Annotated in this window: 14 protein-coding genes; 3 read left to right on the top strand and 11 right to left on the bottom strand. The window is 73.1% G+C overall.

Going from position 1 to position 14970, the window contains the following annotated elements; genetic code table 11:
- The first annotated feature begins 34 nt into the window (after window positions 1-34).
- Complete coding sequence (gene pknB / locus AB0E62_RS03885; protein WP_362187575.1) at window positions 35-2056, top strand: Stk1 family PASTA domain-containing Ser/Thr kinase; 2022 nt, start codon at window positions 35-37, stop codon at window positions 2054-2056.
- 66 nt (window positions 2057-2122) lie between these two features.
- Here the strand turns inward: pknB and AB0E62_RS03880 are convergent, their stop codons facing one another.
- The 5 genes from AB0E62_RS03880 to AB0E62_RS03860 all read right to left on the bottom strand — a co-directional run bounded on the left by AB0E62_RS03880 (window position 2123) and on the right by AB0E62_RS03860 (window position 6565).
- On the bottom strand, window positions 2123-2875 hold the full coding sequence (locus tag AB0E62_RS03880; protein ID WP_362187572.1) for a class E sortase: 753 nt from the start codon (window positions 2873-2875) through the stop codon (window positions 2123-2125).
- Window positions 2876-2902: 27 nt separating this feature from the next.
- Window positions 2903-4204, bottom strand: coding sequence for a class E sortase (locus AB0E62_RS03875; RefSeq protein ID WP_362187569.1), 1302 nt, complete (start codon window positions 4202-4204; stop codon window positions 2903-2905).
- Between the two features lie 683 nt (window positions 4205-4887).
- Window positions 4888-5526 carry an aminodeoxychorismate/anthranilate synthase component II gene (locus AB0E62_RS03870; protein ID WP_362187566.1) on the bottom strand — a complete coding sequence of 213 codons (639 nt, stop codon included), beginning with the start codon at window positions 5524-5526 and terminating at the stop codon, window positions 4888-4890.
- Entirely contained in the window at window positions 5523-5684 is a 162-nt protein-coding gene (locus AB0E62_RS03865; protein WP_190016099.1) for a hypothetical protein, read from the bottom strand. The genes AB0E62_RS03870 and AB0E62_RS03865 overlap by 4 nt, the downstream gene beginning before the upstream one ends.
- 92 nt (window positions 5685-5776) lie before the next feature.
- Complete coding sequence (locus AB0E62_RS03860; protein ID WP_362187563.1) at window positions 5777-6565, bottom strand: DUF881 domain-containing protein; 789 nt, start codon at window positions 6563-6565, stop codon at window positions 5777-5779.
- 153 nt (window positions 6566-6718) lie between these two features.
- On the opposite strand from AB0E62_RS03860, the gene crgA reads away from it, so the two are divergent.
- The gene (gene crgA / locus AB0E62_RS03855) at window positions 6719-6973 is read left to right on the top strand and encodes a cell division protein CrgA (RefSeq protein WP_030609281.1); all 255 of its coding nucleotides are present in this window, start codon (window positions 6719-6721) and stop codon (window positions 6971-6973) included.
- A 269-nt stretch (window positions 6974-7242) separates the two neighbouring features.
- On the opposite strand, the gene AB0E62_RS03850 is transcribed toward crgA, so the two are convergent.
- Window positions 7243-8130 carry a rhomboid family intramembrane serine protease gene (locus AB0E62_RS03850; RefSeq protein WP_362187560.1) on the bottom strand — a complete coding sequence of 296 codons (888 nt, stop codon included), beginning with the start codon at window positions 8128-8130 and terminating at the stop codon, window positions 7243-7245.
- A gap of 117 nt (window positions 8131-8247) precedes the next feature.
- Window positions 8248-8778, bottom strand: a complete 531-nt coding sequence (locus AB0E62_RS03845; RefSeq protein WP_362187557.1) for a peptidylprolyl isomerase — start codon at window positions 8776-8778, stop codon at window positions 8248-8250.
- Window positions 8779-8988: 210 nt separating this feature from the next.
- Here AB0E62_RS03845 and AB0E62_RS03840 point away from each other — a divergent pair, with 210 nt between their 5' ends.
- Window positions 8989-9693, top strand: a complete 705-nt coding sequence (locus AB0E62_RS03840; RefSeq protein ID WP_362187554.1) for a DUF5324 family protein — start codon at window positions 8989-8991, stop codon at window positions 9691-9693.
- 60 nt (window positions 9694-9753) lie between these two features.
- Here the strand turns inward: AB0E62_RS03840 and AB0E62_RS03835 are convergent, their stop codons facing one another.
- The 4 genes from AB0E62_RS03835 to AB0E62_RS03820 are packed head-to-tail and all read right to left on the bottom strand — an operon-like array spanning window position 9754 to window position 14538.
- Window positions 9754-10965 carry an LLM class flavin-dependent oxidoreductase gene (locus AB0E62_RS03835; RefSeq protein ID WP_362187551.1) on the bottom strand — a complete coding sequence of 404 codons (1212 nt, stop codon included), beginning with the start codon at window positions 10963-10965 and terminating at the stop codon, window positions 9754-9756.
- A complete protein-coding gene (locus tag AB0E62_RS03830) occupies window positions 10962-12338 on the bottom strand; it encodes an NtaA/DmoA family FMN-dependent monooxygenase (protein ID WP_362187548.1) in 1377 nt (458 codons plus the stop codon). Before AB0E62_RS03830 ends, AB0E62_RS03835 begins: the two co-directional genes overlap by 4 nt.
- Window positions 12335-13264 carry a fumarylacetoacetate (FAA) hydrolase gene (locus tag AB0E62_RS03825; RefSeq protein ID WP_362187545.1) on the bottom strand — a complete coding sequence of 310 codons (930 nt, stop codon included), beginning with the start codon at window positions 13262-13264 and terminating at the stop codon, window positions 12335-12337. Before AB0E62_RS03825 ends, AB0E62_RS03830 begins: the two co-directional genes overlap by 4 nt.
- 20 nt (window positions 13265-13284) lie before the next feature.
- Window positions 13285-14538 carry a pyridoxal phosphate-dependent aminotransferase gene (locus AB0E62_RS03820; protein WP_362187542.1) on the bottom strand — a complete coding sequence of 418 codons (1254 nt, stop codon included), beginning with the start codon at window positions 14536-14538 and terminating at the stop codon, window positions 13285-13287.
- Window positions 14539-14970 lie beyond the last annotated feature (432 nt).

The raw sequence follows: 14970 nt of genomic DNA, 5'->3' as shown, positions 1-14970 counted from the left end.
GGCCGAGACCGACGGAGAGGGCTGGTAGGTAGCTATGGAAGAGCCGCGTCGCCTCGGCGGCCGGTACGAGCTGGGCCAGGTGCTCGGCCGCGGTGGCATGGCCGAGGTCTACCTCGCGCACGACACCCGGCTCGGCCGCACCGTGGCGGTGAAGACGCTGCGCGCGGACCTCGCGCGCGACCCGTCCTTCCAGGCCCGGTTCCGCCGGGAGGCCCAGTCGGCCGCCTCGCTCAACCATCCCGCGATCGTCGCGGTCTACGACACGGGCGAGGACTACATCGACGGGGTCTCCATCCCGTACATCGTGATGGAGTACGTCGACGGTTCCACGCTGCGTGAGCTGCTGCACTCCGGCCGCAAGCTGCTGCCCGAGCGGGCGATGGAGATGACCATCGGCATCCTCCAGGGCCTGGAGTACGCGCACCGCAGCGGCATCGTCCACCGGGACATCAAGCCGGCCAACGTCATGCTGACCCGGGGCGGCCAGGTCAAGGTGATGGACTTCGGCATCGCCCGCGCCATGGGCGACGCCGGCATGACCATGACCCAGACGGCCGCGGTCATCGGCACCGCCCAGTACCTCTCCCCGGAGCAGGCCAAGGGCGAGCAGGTCGACGCCCGCTCGGACCTGTACTCGACCGGCTGCCTGCTCTACGAACTGCTGACGGTACGGCCGCCGTTCGTGGGCGACTCCCCGGTGGCCGTGGCCTACCAGCACGTGCGCGAGGAGCCCCAGCCCCCGTCGGTCTTCGACCCCGAGATCACGCCCGAGATGGACGCGATCGTCCTCAAGGCGCTGGTCAAGGACCCGAACTACCGCTACCAGTCGGCCGACGAGATGCGCGCCGACATCGAGGCCTGCCTGGACGGCCAGCCGGTCGCGGCCACGGCCGCGCTGGGCGCGGTGGGCTACGGCGGCTACCCCGAGGAGCAGGCGACGACCGCGCTGCGCGCGGACGCGGGCGCGACCACCGTGCTGCCGCCGATGACCCCCGACGACGGCGGCTACGGCTACGACGACCGTCCGGACCGCCGCCGCCAGCAGAAAAAGAAGTCCGGCACCGGCACGGTCCTGCTGGTCGTCGCGGGCCTGCTGGTGCTGGTCGGCGCGATCCTGATCGGCAAGTACGCGTTCACCCACAAGAACTCGGACGACGGCAAGGTGCCCGTGCCGTCGTTCGTGGGCCAGCCGCAGAAGACGGCCGAGAAGATGGCCGCGAACGTCGACCTCAAGGTGGCGGTCAGCAAGAAGCCCTGCGAGGACCAGGCCACGGGCAATGTGTGTTCCCAGGATCCCGAGCAGGGCCTGAAGGTCGAGAAGAACACCACGGTCAACCTGGTGATCTCCACGGGCGCGCCCAAGGTCCAGGTGCCGGACGTGCGCGGGGCCCAGTTCGACCAGGCGGAGACCCAGCTGAAGGACAAGGGTTTCGAGGTCGACAGGAAGTTCGAGGTGTCGGACCGTACGCCGGGGGTCGTCATCACCCAGGACCCGGAGCCCGGCGTCAGCAAGGAGAAGGGCACCACGATCACCCTCACGGTCGCCAAGCCCGAGGAGAAGATCGCGGTTCCCGATGTCACCGGCAAGTCGTGCGACGAGGCGAAGGCCGCGCTCCAGGCCCAGGGGCTGGTGCCGAGCTGCACCGAGACCCCGGTCAGCGATCCCGCGCAGGACGGGAAGGTGCAGAACACCAACCCGACGGCGGGCCAGCAGGTCGTCAAGAACACCAACGTGGTGATCAACGTCGGCAAGGCCCAGCAGCAGCAGTCGGCCGTGCCGAACGTCGTCGGCCAGCGGGTGAAGGACGCCAGGAAACTGCTCCAGCAGGCCGGTTTCAACAACATCCAGTTCGCGAACGGCAGCCCCGACGACGACAACGCGTTCGTGGCCCAGCAGGACCCGCAGGCCAACAGCCAGGCCGACCCGAACGGCACGACGATCACGCTGACCACGGTGTCGTTCGGCCGGGACCACGGCAACGGCAACGGGAACAACAACGGCGACAACGACAACGGCGGCGGCGAGATGGACTTCTTCGGCGGCATGGGCGGCTGACGCCTGACGCCTCCGTGTGGCCCCGCCGGGACGTCCCGGCGGGGCCAACGCCGTTCCGGGCCGGTGTCAGCGCAGTTCCGCCGGCGGGGTGCGCTCGCTGTCGACCTTCTGCACACGGACCAGTTCGCCCCAGACCACGTAGCGGTGGCGGGAGGTGTAGACCGGGGTGCAGGTCGTCAGGGTGATGTAGTGGCCGGGCTTCTTCCGGCCGGATTCCTTGGGCACCGGGGAGAGGACCTCGACGTTGTACTTCGAGGTCTCGGGGAGGATCGAGTAGACCTTGTAGACGTACCAGTCGTCCCGGGTCTCGAAGACGATCGGGTCGCCCTTCGCCAGCTTGTCGATGTTGTGGAACTTCGCGCCGTGGCCGTCCCGGTGGGCGGCGACGGTGAAGTTGCCCTCCTTGCCGGAGGTGGGCAGCGTCGCCTTGACCGGCTTCGTGTAGTAACCGGCCACGCCGTCGTTGAGGACGTCCGTGCCCGTGCCCTTCTCGACCAGCACCTCGCCGTTGCGCATCGCCGGCACGTGCAGGAAGCCGATGCCGTCGCCGGTGTCGAGGGCTCCCGGTCCCGAGTCCTTCTCCTGGGCCCAGTGCTCGCGCACCTGGTCGGCCTTCCGGTCCGCCTTGCGGTCCGCTATCACGTTCGTCCACCACAGCGAGTAGACGACGAACAGGCCGAGCAGCACGCCCGCCGTGATGAGGAGTTCCCCGAAGACGCTGACCGCGAGCGCGATCCGGCCGGGGCGCCTGCGGCGCGGGGCCGGGTCCGGTTCGGGCGCGCCCGTGGTCTCTTCGGTCTCGTCGGCGGTCGCTGCCACAGTTCCTCTGCCCTTGCTCGGTGAGCCCTATTCGATGAGCGCGTCCGGTTTGCCCTTGCTGCGCGGGCGTTCCTGGACCATCTTGCCCCAGACGATCAGGCGGTACTTGCTGGTGAACTCCGGCGTGCACGTGGTGAGGGTGATGTAGCGGCCGGGCCGGGTGAAGCCGGAGCCCGGCGGCACGGGGTCCAGCACGCTGACGTTGGACGGCGAGGTCACCGGGAGCGTCGAGGTGACCTCGTACACGAAATAGGTGTCCTGCGTCTCGACCACGACCGGGTCGCCCGGGGTGAGCCGGTTGATGTACCGGAACGGCTCGCCGTGCGTGTTGCGGTGCGCCGCGAGACCGAAGTTGCCGGTCCTGTCCTGGGGCATCGCCGTCTTCAGCGGGGCCTCGCCGTAGTGCCCGACCATGCCCTTGTCGAGCACCTTCTTGTTGCTGGTGCCCTCCGCGATGGGCGCGACCACGTCCAGCTTGGGGATGTGCAGGATGGCGAAGCCCTGGCCCGGCTCGAAGACGCCCGGGCTGCGCCGGCCGCTGGCCCAGTCGTCCTGGAGCCGGTGCGTGGCGCTGCCGGCCTGCATGTGCGCGCGGACGTTGGTCCACCACAGCTGGTAGGTGACGAACAGCAGCATCAGCACGCCGGTGGTGATGAACAGTTCGCCTATGGCCCGGCTCGCCAGGGTCGCCGGGCCCGGCTTGCGCAGCCGGGCCTGGCGCCGGGCCTCCACCCGGGTCAGGGGACGCTGCGGATCGCGCACCGCGGGGGGCGCCGCGGCCGTCCGGCGCCCGCCGCGCCGCTTGGCGGCCTTCCTACGGGCCGCCCGGCCGCCGGGCGGGGCAGGGGCGGCCCCGGTGACGGAAGAGGCCCCAGAGCCCCCCACGGGCCCGCCCGGCCGCCCGGGCACCACCCGCAGCGCCATCGTCTCGTCGTCATCGACGGACGGCAAAGGGGCCATCGCCGAATCGCCCTCGGCCCGGAACGGCCGCCCGGTACGGGGCTCGTCCGAGACCCGGGGCATCGGCGCCGTCGGCGGCTCGTCCGTGACCCGGGGCATCGGCGCCGTCCGAGGTCCTTCCGTGACCCGGCGCACCGGCGTAGCCCGAGGTCCGTCCACCACCCGGGGCAACCGGGTCGTGGAAGGGTCGTCCGAGACCCGGGGCGGACGAGCGCCCGGAGACTCATCGACGACCGGGGGCACCGGGGCCGCCCGGGACGGACCAGCGGCTGAAGACCCGTCCACCACCCGGGGCAGCCGAGTCGTCAAAGGGTCGTCCGAGACCCGGGGCGGACGAGCGACCGGAGGCCCATCCACGGCAGGGGGCATCGGCGCCGCCCGGAACTCACCCGGCCCCCGGGACGCACGAGCGGCCGAAGACCCGTCCACCACCCGGGGCAGCCGGGTCGTCAAAGGGTCGTCCGAGACCCGGGGCGGACGAGCGACCGGAGACCCATCCACGGCAGGGGGCATCGGCGCCGCCCGGAACTCACCCGGCGCCCGGGACGCACGAGCGGCTGAAGGTCCGTCCACCACCCGGGGCAGCCGGGTCGTCAAAGGGTCGTCCGAGACCCGGGGCGGACGAGCGACCGGAGACCCATCCACGGCAGGGGGCACCGGGGCCGCCCGGAACTCACCCGGCCCCCGGGACGCACGAGCGGCTGAAGGTCCGTCCACCACCCGAGGCAGCCGGGTCGTCAAGGGGTCCTCCACGACCCGGGGCAGCCGGGTCGTCACGGGGTCGTCCGTGATCCGGGGCAGTCGGGTCGTCCGGGGGTCCTCGGGGGGGCGGCGGGGTGCCGCGTGCCGCGGGTGCGTGGTCGACGCGGGCTGCGGGGTCCCCTGCGGCTCCCCTGTCTTCCTGGACTCCCTGATCTCGCTGATCTCGCTGGTCTGTCCGGGTGATGACGCCGGCCGGGGGCCCGTCGGGGGAGCGGGCGGTCGCGCACCGGTGGAGGGCTCGTCGGGGCTCTCGCCGCCGGACAAGTCCTCGCGCTCGGGGCGCAGCGCGGTCACGCCGTGGCCCTGCCCACCACCGGGGCGAGCCCCGCCGACCGTGCCACGGCCTCGTGGTCGCCGCACTCCGCCAGCCAGTTGGCCAGCATCCGGTGGCCGTGCTCGGTCAGCACCGACTCGGGGTGGAACTGCACGCCCTCGACGCGGTGTTCCCGGTGCCGCAGGCCCATGATGATGCCGTCCTCGGTGCGGGCGGTCACCTCCAGCTCGGCCGGAACCGTGGCCGGTTCGGCGGCCAGGGAGTGGTAGCGGGTCGCCGTGAAGGGGGTGGGCAGACCGGCGAAGACGCCCTTGCCCTCGTGCTCGACCAGCGAGGTCTTGCCGTGCAGCAGCTCGGGCGCCCGGTCGACCACGCCGCCGTAGGCCACCTGCATCGACTGCATGCCGAGGCACACCCCGAAGACGGGCACGCCGGTGGCCGCGCAGTGCCGGACCATGTCCACGCACACGCCGGCCTGCTCCGGTGTCCCGGGGCCGGGGGAGAGCAGCACGCCGTCGAAGCCGTCCTGGGCGTGCGAGACCGTCACCTCGTCGTTGCGCAGCACCTCGCACTCGGCGCCCAGCTGGTACAGGTACTGCACGAGGTTGAAGACGAAGCTGTCGTAGTTGTCGACGACGAGAATCCGCGCACTCACTGGTTGTCCACCGTCACATCGTTGAAGGGCAGCAGTGGCTCGGCCCAGGGGAAGACGTACTGGAAGAGGACGTAGACCACGGCAAGGACCAGTACGAGCGAGACGAGTGCCTTCACCCACGCGTTCCCCGGCAGATGCCGCCAGATCCAGCCGTACATGCCGTCCCTTCCGTATCCCCTACGGCACCAGACCCACGCCGTACGTCACCAGACTAGCGGCGCGGGGCCTCCGGCCGGCCTGACTCCACGGGCTATCCCACCGGCTTCGCGTAGTGCAGGTCCACGGTGCCGGTGTAGCCGGGAAGCGTCACCGTGCCGTCGTCGGTGACGTTCCAGCCGAGGCCGTAGACGTTGACGTAGACCATGTAGGTCTGGATCGCCCTGCTGTCCGCGAGGGCCTGCTTGAGCCGGTCCGGGTCGCCGACCGCCGTGATCTTGTACGGGGGTGAGTAGACGCGGCCCTGGAGGATCAGGGTGTTGCCGACGCAGCGCACCGCGCTGGTGGAGATCAGCCGCTGGTCCATGACCCTGATGCCCTTGGCGCCGCCCTGCCACAGCGCGTTCACCACGGCCTGGAGGTCCTGCTGGTGGATGACCAGATAGTCGGGCTGCGGCTCGGGGTAGCCGGGGAGTTTGGCGGTGGCGTCGGGCGGGGCGTCGTTCAGGGTGACGGTGACGGCCTTGCCGGTCAGTTCGTGGGTGCCCGCGCTCTGCTCCAGCCCGCTGAGCTTCTCGTCCTCCGCCTTGGTGCTGCCGTCGTCGCTCTCGGCCAGCGACTCCACGCTGTCGCGCAGGGTCGCGTTGGACTCGTCCAGCCCCTTGTTCTTGCGGCTGCGCTGCTGGATCAGGTCGGACAGCTTCAGCAGGGAGGCGTCCTGGCGGATGTCGGTGCCCTTGGCCGTGTCGAAGCTGGTGAAGAAGATCAGCCCGGCGAGGGCGAAGACGGCCGCGGTGAGGATCCGCACCGGGCGCAGGCGCGGCCCGCGGGCGGGTCCGGTGCCCGTTGCTCCCGTCCCGGGGGAGTCGGCAGAATTGCTCAACGTACCCTTATCTCCTTCGGCGCCACGGAAGCACTACGCTAACGGACGCCCGGGGGAGCACACAGAGTCGTCATGTTGGCCCCTTGTACGCTGCCCCGAGCCCCGACCCAGTTCCCTGCGCGGCCACGCAGCGCATCGACAGGAGAGACCCTCGTGCCGAAGTCACGTATCCGCAAGAAGGCCGACTTCACGCCGCCGCCGGCGAAGCAGGCGCAGGCGATCAGGCTGACCAATCGGGCCTGGGTCGCACCGGTCATGCTGGCCATGTTCCTGATCGGCCTGGCCTGGATCGTCGTCTTCTATGTGACGGACGGCTCGCTGCCCGTCGACAGCCTGGACAACTGGAACATCGTGGTCGGCTTCGGCTTCATCGCCGCCGGGTTCGGTGTCTCCACGCAGTGGAAGTAGCTCCGCGCACGGCTCTGCCCAGGGTTTGTCCCCTGAGTTATCCACAGCGTTGTCCACAGTGGGGAAAAAGAACGACGATCTGTGGATAACTTGTCGGGTGTTGACGCCGGTGTGACTGGTACCACCCTGCTCAGACACTCGTTCGCCCCCTGTCCGACCTGCGGAAACACATCCGAGCGACAGGGGGCACAGCTGTGTCCGCACCGTGTGCACAAGATCGGGCACCTGCTGTGGACAACGGTTCGGGAACAGTGTGTTCCCCGGCCCGGTCAGGTGAGCTGGGCGGTCCTGATCAGCGCGAGCGCCAGGGCCAGGGCGAGGACGACCGCACAGGTGCCGTACTGCACCAGCGCGCGCCGCTCGCGCGGGGCGTGCACCATCGCGTACCCGGTGAAGACCCCGGCGACCAGTCCGCCGATGTGCGCCTGCCAGGAGATGTGCAGGGACCCGTTGAAGGTGAAGAGCAGGTTGATCACCAGCAGCGCGACGACCGGCCGCATGTCGTAGTTGAGCCGGCGCATCAGCACGGCGGTGGCGCCGAAGAGGCCGTACAGCGCGCCCGAGACGCCGAGCACGGCGGCATCGGGCGGCGTGAGCAGATAGGCGAGCGCACCGCCGGCCAGTCCGGAGACGAAGAACACCGCCAGATAGCGGGCCCGGCCGAGGGCCGCCTCCAGCGGGCCGCCGACCCACCACAGGCTGAGCAGGTTGAAGCCGATGTGCCAGTAGTCCTCGTGCGCGAACATCGACGACACGAACCGGTACCACTCGCCGCCGGCCACGCCCGAGGTCGGTGTGAAGGGCTTCGTCGGCAAGCCGCCGTAGAGCACGACGTCGTACAGGAACGAGGGATCGGCCTTGATCGCGACGAACATCGCGAGGTTGATCCCGATCAGGATCTTGGTGAGCAGCCGGGGGTCCGCCGTGACCGCGCCGCCGGCGAGCGTGCGCGGCCGGGATGCCTGCGGGGCGGGGCCCCCGCCGGTGCCGCCGCGGACGCAGTCCGGGCACTGGAAGCCGACCGAGGCGCTGACCATGCACTCCGGGCAGATGGGCCGTTCACAGCGGGTGCAGTGCACGCCGGTCTCGCGGTCCGGGTGCCGGTAGCACCCGGGCGCGCTGCGGGCGTCCTGCGCGCTCCCTGCGGCCTGCTCCATCAGATCCCCTTGCTCGTCGCGTCCGTGCCTGACGGCACTATCCTGCCTCCCTTCATCCTTACGGACGAGCGTGCTCTCCGGTTCCCCGCGCCGGCGGATCCGGGAGGCGGGCGCCGCTCACTCCTCGCGGGTCTCGACCAGCACCGTGTGCAGGACGACATCGGTCAGCGGCCGGTCGTTGCGTCCCGTCGGCACGCGGGCGATGGCGTCCACGACCTTGCGCCCGGCCGGGGTGCTGACCTCGCCGAAGACGGTGCGCTTGCCGTTCAGCCAGGTGCTCGGGGTGACGGTGATGAAGAACTGCGAGCCGTTGGTGCCCGGGCCGGCGCTGGCCATCGCCATCAGGTACGGCCTGTCGAAGGCCAGGTCGGGGTGGCACTCGTCCTCGAAGCCGTAACCGGGGCCGCCGAGGCCGTTGCCCAGGGGATCGCCGCCCTGGATCATGAAGCCGTCGATCACCGCGTGGAAGAGCGTGCCGTCGTAGAGCCGGTCCCTGCTGCGCACGCCGGTGCCGGGGTGGGTCCACTCGCGTTCGCCGCGCGCCAGCTCCACGAAGTTCCTGACCGTGACGGGCGCGTACAGCGGGAGGAGCCGGACCTCGATGTCGCCGAGGGTGGTCTTCAGGGTGGCGTAGAGCTGCTCGGCCACGGTCCGCCTTCCGTCGTCGTTCCGCCGCGGTGCTCCGATCCTTCCACGCTCCCGCCCGCCCGACGCCCGGCGGCCACCGCCCGGACCGGGCCGCAGGAAGCGGTCGGCACCCATATGCCCGCCCGCGCGTGCCGCGAAGGCCGCCGGGAGGCATGATCCGTAAAAGGGTGGAAAGTCGAAATACCGTACGCCACCGAGGAGGAGGAACCCGTGACCCGCATTGACAGCGTGCGCGCCGCGACCGGCTCGGCGAAGGACAGCGTGCTGCACGCCGCGGAAGCGGTGGCGCCCTACGCCGACACCGCCAAGGAGCGTGCCGCGCACTACGCGCAGGAGGCACGCGTGCGGCTGGCGCCCGTGGTGTCGCAGGCCGCGGAGCAGGCCCGCGTGCAGTACGACGCCCGGCTCGCCCCCCGCCTGGAACAGGCGCTCACCCATGTGCCGCCGAAGGTCGACCTCGCCGCCCAGGAGGCCGCCCTGCGCACCCGCAAGGCGGCCCGGCAGGCCGCCCTGTACTCCCGTCCGAAGATCGAACAGGCGGTGGCCGCCACCGCGCCCGTGCGCGACGAGGCCGCCGCGCGCGGTGCCGCCGCGCTGGCCGCGCTGCGCGGGCAGGTCTCGGCCCAGGACGTGCAGAAGCTGGTCCGGCGTCAGCAGCGGCGCTCCCGCACCGGCCGGACCGTGAAGGTGTGCGCGGTGCTGACCGTCCTGGCGGGCGGTGCCTTCGCGGCCTGGAAGTGGTGGGACAAGCAGGCGAACCCCGACTGGCTGGTCGAGCCGCCCGCCGCGACGGAGGTGCCCGCCGACTCACCCCTGCTCACCTCCGTGGACGGCACCGGCCCGGCCGGGCTGGACCCCGAGGTGCGGGCGAAGCAGGCCGAGGAGGACGCGGCCGACGAGGACGACGAGGCCTGAGCCCCGCGGACCGCAGGAGCCTCCGCCGCGACGGCGGAGGCTTCGCGGTGTCTCCGCGGTTCAGCCGGTCCGCGCGTAGCGGCTCGCGGGGCGGGGCAGGCGCAGGTGGCCGCGCAGGGTCGTCGCGTCGTAGGCCGTGCGGAACGCGCCGCGCCGCTGGAGCTCCGGCACCAGGCCGCGGGTGATGCGGACGAGGTCGTGCGGCAGCGTGCCGGGGCGCAGCCGGAAGCCGTCCAGCCCGGCCTCGCGCCAGTCCAGCAGCAGGTCGGCGAGTTCGCCGGGGGTGCCGGTGAACACCTCGGCGTCCGAGCCGAGTTCGGCGCCGTCCAGGTCGTCCAGGCGGGCCTTGCGGCGGGCGGCGGCGCCCGGCTCGTCGTCCAGGAAGACCAGGACCTCCGCGAACCGCAGCAGCGGCCGGGCGGCGGTGTCCCGCCCGGTGCGCCGGACGGCCGTGTCCACCTGGGCGAGGATCGCCGCGGCCCCCGCCCGGTCGTGCGGGGTGATCCACACGGCGTCGGCGGCGCGTGCCGCGAACTCGTAGGGCACGGAGGCGTGCGCGAGGCTCATCACCGGCGGCTGTCCCTGCGGGGGGCGCGGGGTGATCGCCGGGCCCCGGACACTGAAGTACGGGCCCTCGAAGTCGATGTGGTGCACCTTGTCCCGGTCGATGAAACGGCCGGTGGCGACGTCGCGGATCTCGGCGTCGTCCTCCCAGCTGTCCCACAGCCGCCGGGCGGCCTCCACCGCGTCGGCGGCCTCGTCGAACAGCGGGCTCAGCCGGCGGCCGATCCGCTCCGGGTCGCGCACGTCCTCGTCGGTGAGCTGCGGGGTCGTACGGCGGCCGAAGTGGGCGGCGTCGGCGGCGCGCGAGGCGATCTGCGGGCGCAGGCCCGCCCGGCCGGTGCTCGCGTGGTCGAGGGTGGCGATGCCGGTGGAGACGTGGAACGGCTCGGTGTGGGTGACGTTCGCGGTCGGCACCAGGCCGATGTGCGAGGTCAGGGGCGCCACCCGGGCCGCGAGCAGCACCGCGTCCAGGCTGCCGCGGACCTGGTCGGTGCGGTCGTCGGGCCGGTGGAAGGCGGCCGACTGCACACCGAGCGCGTCCTCGAAGGTGACGAAGTCCAGCAGGCCGCGCTCGGCCTCGGTGACCAGGTCCGCCCAGTAGTCCGCGCCGAACAGGTCCGCGGGGCGGGCGTCCTCGGCGCGCCAGGCCGCCGGGTGCCAGCCGGCGGCGTCCAGGGCGACGGCGAGGTGCAGCGGGGGTGCGGTCACGGGGTCTCCTTCGGGGCGGGGGCGCGCCGCGGGCCGGGCGGCAGGCCCAGGTGGTCGCGCAGGGCCGGGCCGGTGTAGTCGCGCCGGAAGACGCCCTTCTCCTGGAGCAGCGGCACCACCCGGTCCACGAAGTCGTCCAGGCCGCCGGGGGTCAGGTGGGGGACGAGGACGAAGCCGTCGGCGCCGTCGCTCTGCACGAAGTGGTCGATGGCGTCAGCGACCGTGCCCGGGGCGCCGACGAAGGTCTGGCCGCCCGAGACCTCGATGACCAGCTCGCGGATGCTCAGTCCGCGTTCCTCGGCGAGGGCCCGCCAGCCGCGGGCGATCGCGGCGCGGTCGCGGCGGAAGAGCGAGTGGCCCTTGAGCATCTGCGCGTCGGGCTCGGGGTCGATGTCCGGCAGCGGCCCGTCGGGGTCGTAGCCGGACAGGTCCCGGCCCCAGACGGCCTCCAGGTGCGCGATCGCGGTCTGCGGGCTCACCTGGGCGCGGGAGATCTCGTCGGCGAGGGCGGCGGCCTCGGCGTCGCTGTCGGCGACCACCACGGTGGCCGTCGGCAGGATCTTCAGCTGGTCCGGGGTGCGGCCGTACTTGGCCAGCCGGGACTTGACGTCCCGGTAGAAGGCGCGGGCCTCATCGAGCCGGTTGTACTTGCTGAACACGACGTCGGCCTCGGCGGCGGCGAACTCCCGGCCCGGCGGCGAGTCGCCCGCCTGGATGATCACCGGATGGCCCTGGGGCGGGCGCGGGGTGGTGAAGCGGCCGGAGATGCCGAAGTGCTCGCCGTGGTGGGCGAAGCGGCCGGCGCCGGGCCGGACGAACGCGCCGGCCGCCGCGTCGGCGCGCACGTCCCCCTCGGCCCAGCTGTCCCACAACTCCCGCGCGGTGGCCAGGAACTCCGCCGCGCGGGAGTACCGGTCGGCCTCGGCGAGGAAGCCGCCCCGCCGGAAGTTCTCGCCGGTGAACGCGTCGAAACTGGTGACCACGTTCCAGGCGGCGCGCCCGCCGCTGAGGTGGTCCAGGGTGGCCAGCCGGCGCGCCACCTCGTAGGGCTCGTTGAAGGTGGCGTTGACGGTGGCGGCCAGCCCCAGCCGGGCGGTGACCGCGGCCAGGGCACTGAGCTGGGTGAGGTTCTCCGGGCGGCCCACCACGTCCAGGTCGTACAGGTGCCCCTTGTGCTCGCGCAGCCTGAGGCCCTCCGCCAGGAAGAAGAAGTCGAACCGGCCGCGTTCGGCGGTCCGCGCGAGGTGGCGGAAGGACTCGAAGGCGATCTGGCTGCGCGAGCGCGGGTCCGACCAGACGGTCACGTTGTGGATGCCGGGCAGCTGGGCGGCGAGGTGCACCTGCTTGCGGCCCGCGGACTCAGGGCCGCTCATTCGGCGGGGAGGACGGCCGCGGGGGCCGGGGAGACGTAGCGCACGGTGTTCTCGAAGGCGATGCCGTGGCTCTTGACGTCGATGGCGATGCGGTCGCCGTCGGCGATCCGGAACCCGTCGTGGAAGCTGGCCTCGTCGGCGCCCAGCAGTACGTAGTTGACCAGACCGGGCCGTCGCACCGCCGGGTAGGAGAACAGGTGCTCGGCCATGTCGCGGACCCGGAAGTACAGCGCGTCGCCGCCGCAGTCGAAGCTGCCCTCCCAGGCCGGCGCGCCGTCCCGGACGATGGTGACGCGGCCGTTGGCCGAGCGCGGCGGCGCCCCGAGGAACAGCCAGGGCGCGAGCGCGGTGTCGCACAGCTTGCAGTACGGGTTGTAGCCGGGGTCCTTGCGGTGCAGGCCGATGTCGCACAGGTCGTTGCCGAAGGTGTAGCCCGCGTAGTGCGGGGTGCCGTCGGCGTCGTTGACGTAGACGAGCACGACCTCCGGTTCCTCGATGAGGGCGAGGGGGCGGGCGGGCACGGTCAGGTCCTCGCCGGGCAGCCGGGCCCAGTCGCCGAAGCCCTTGAAGAACCACCTGGGCGGGGTGAACTCGCCGTCCTCCGGCTGGCTCTGCCCGTTCCACTTCTTCTTGTGGGTGCCCATGAAGCCGCTCAGCAGCGCGGCGCCGGACGCCCCGGGCAGCAGCGGCACCAGCGGGCGCACTGCCGGGTCGCCGGCCGGGACGACGACCGTCTCGGCGCCCTCGGTGACGGCGGCCCGGACGGCGTCGGCGGAGCCGTCGGTTTCGAGGAACGCGGCGGCCAGGGCGCCCTCGGCCACCCGGTACAGGGTCTGCGGCTCACCCGGCTCGGGCAGGCCGAAGGTGACGTGGCGGCGGTCCTCGTGGACCACCTCGGTGAGCACGGGCGGCAGGGACTGGGACATGGGAAGCCTCCAGGCGGGGTTCAGGGTCGGGGGCCGGTCAGGTCGGCCAGGGCGTCGCCGAGGTGGTCCAGCGCCTCGCGGATCCACGGCAGGGCGAGGGGGTCGGGGGCGGTCAGGGCGGTGGTGCGCCGCTCGTCGGTGTCGCCGTACAGGCGGCTGGTGGCGGCCCGGACGCGCAGGGCGCCGTCCGGTTCGCCGAAGGCGCTCGCGGGCAGCACGCCGACGCCGTGCCGCTCGACGAGGAACCGGACCAGGCCGGCGCCGTCGGTGATGCCGTGCGCGGTGGTGAGACGGGCGCGCAGCGGCTCGAAGTCGGCGTAGAGGTAGCAGGTCGCGGTGACCGGGGCCAGGCGTGCGCCGGCCTCGGTGAAGCGGGCGGCCGCCGCGCGGGCCACCGTGGCGTGCAGCCGGCGGCTCGCCGCGATCCGCTCGGTGACCTCCGGGGGCTCGGCGAAGGCGTAGGCCGCGGCGGACTGCACCGGGGCGGGCGGGCTGGACCAGATCTGGCTGGCCACGGAGAGCAGCGTGGTGCGCAGCTCGCGCCCGGCCGGGCTGTCGGGCAGCCGGGCCACGCCGGTGCGCCAGCCGCCGACCGCGAGGTTCTTGGTCAGGCCGGTGGTGACGACGGTGCGCTCGGGGGCGTAGGCCGCCGGGGAGACGGCGGGCCGGGCCGGGTCGTGGACCAGGTCGCCGTAGATCTCGTCGGAGATCACGAACAGGTCCAGGTCGCGGGCGACCGCGGCCAGCCGCCGTACGGTCGCGGCCGGGGCGACGGTGCCGGTCGGGTTGTCCGGCACCGTCACCACCACCGCGCGCGGGTCGCGGCCGGCGGCGCGCGCGGCGAGGACCGTCTCGCGCAGCCGGGCCGGATCGGGGACGCCGCCCTGGCCGGGCAGGATCGGCACCGGCAGCGGCTGCCCGCCGGCGAGCCGGGTCTGGGCCGCGTAGCTGACCCAGCTCGGCACGGGCACCACCGCGTCGCCGCCGACCGCGAGGAGCAGCGCGTACAACAGCGCCTTGCTGCCCGGGCCGGCCACCACCAGCTCGGGGTCGGTGGCCAGGCCGCGGCGGCGCCAGTAGCCGGCGGCGGCCTCGCGCAGCGCGGGTCCGCCGGCCACCGGGCCGTAGGCGTTCTCCCCGGCCGCCGCGGCCAGCCGGGCCCGCAGCTCCGGCAGCACGGGCAGCCCGATCTCCCCGCTGGTCATCGGCAGCACCCGCTGCCCCGCCCGCCGCCGCGCCTCCAGCGCGGCGTCGGCGGCGAGCGTGGCCGACATGGGGACGGCGGCGGCTCGGCGGGGGGTGGCGGGGGCCGGGGCCTGCGGCGCCCGCGCCGATGGCGATCCCGGAACCGGCACCGGCTGCGGTGCCGGGGCGGCCCCGGGAACAGAGTGCGGGCCCGACTGCGGTGCCGGGGCGGCCCCGAGAGCGGAGTGCGGGCCCGACTGCGGTGCCGAGGCGGCCACGGGAACGGAGTGCGGGCCCGGCTGCGGTGCCGAGGCGGCCCCGAGAGCGGAGTGCGGGCCCGGCTGCGTGACCGCCGACGGAACCACGTCCGGGGACACCCGGGCAGCCGGGGGCCCGTCCGCCCGCCGCCCGGGCTTGGTGGCCGACTGCGCCGCCGCCTGCCGGACCGGCTGGGAAGCCACGGAACCGGCCGCCCGCGGTGCCACGGAAGGAGCCACCTCCGTGACCGACTGCGCCGCCGC

The organism is Streptomyces sp. NPDC038707, from assembly GCF_040636485.1.
Lineage (GTDB): Bacteria > Actinomycetota > Actinomycetes > Streptomycetales > Streptomycetaceae > Streptomyces.
The sequence above is the reverse complement of the archived record's forward strand: the minus strand, read 5'-3'. Positions and strand labels throughout refer to the sequence as shown.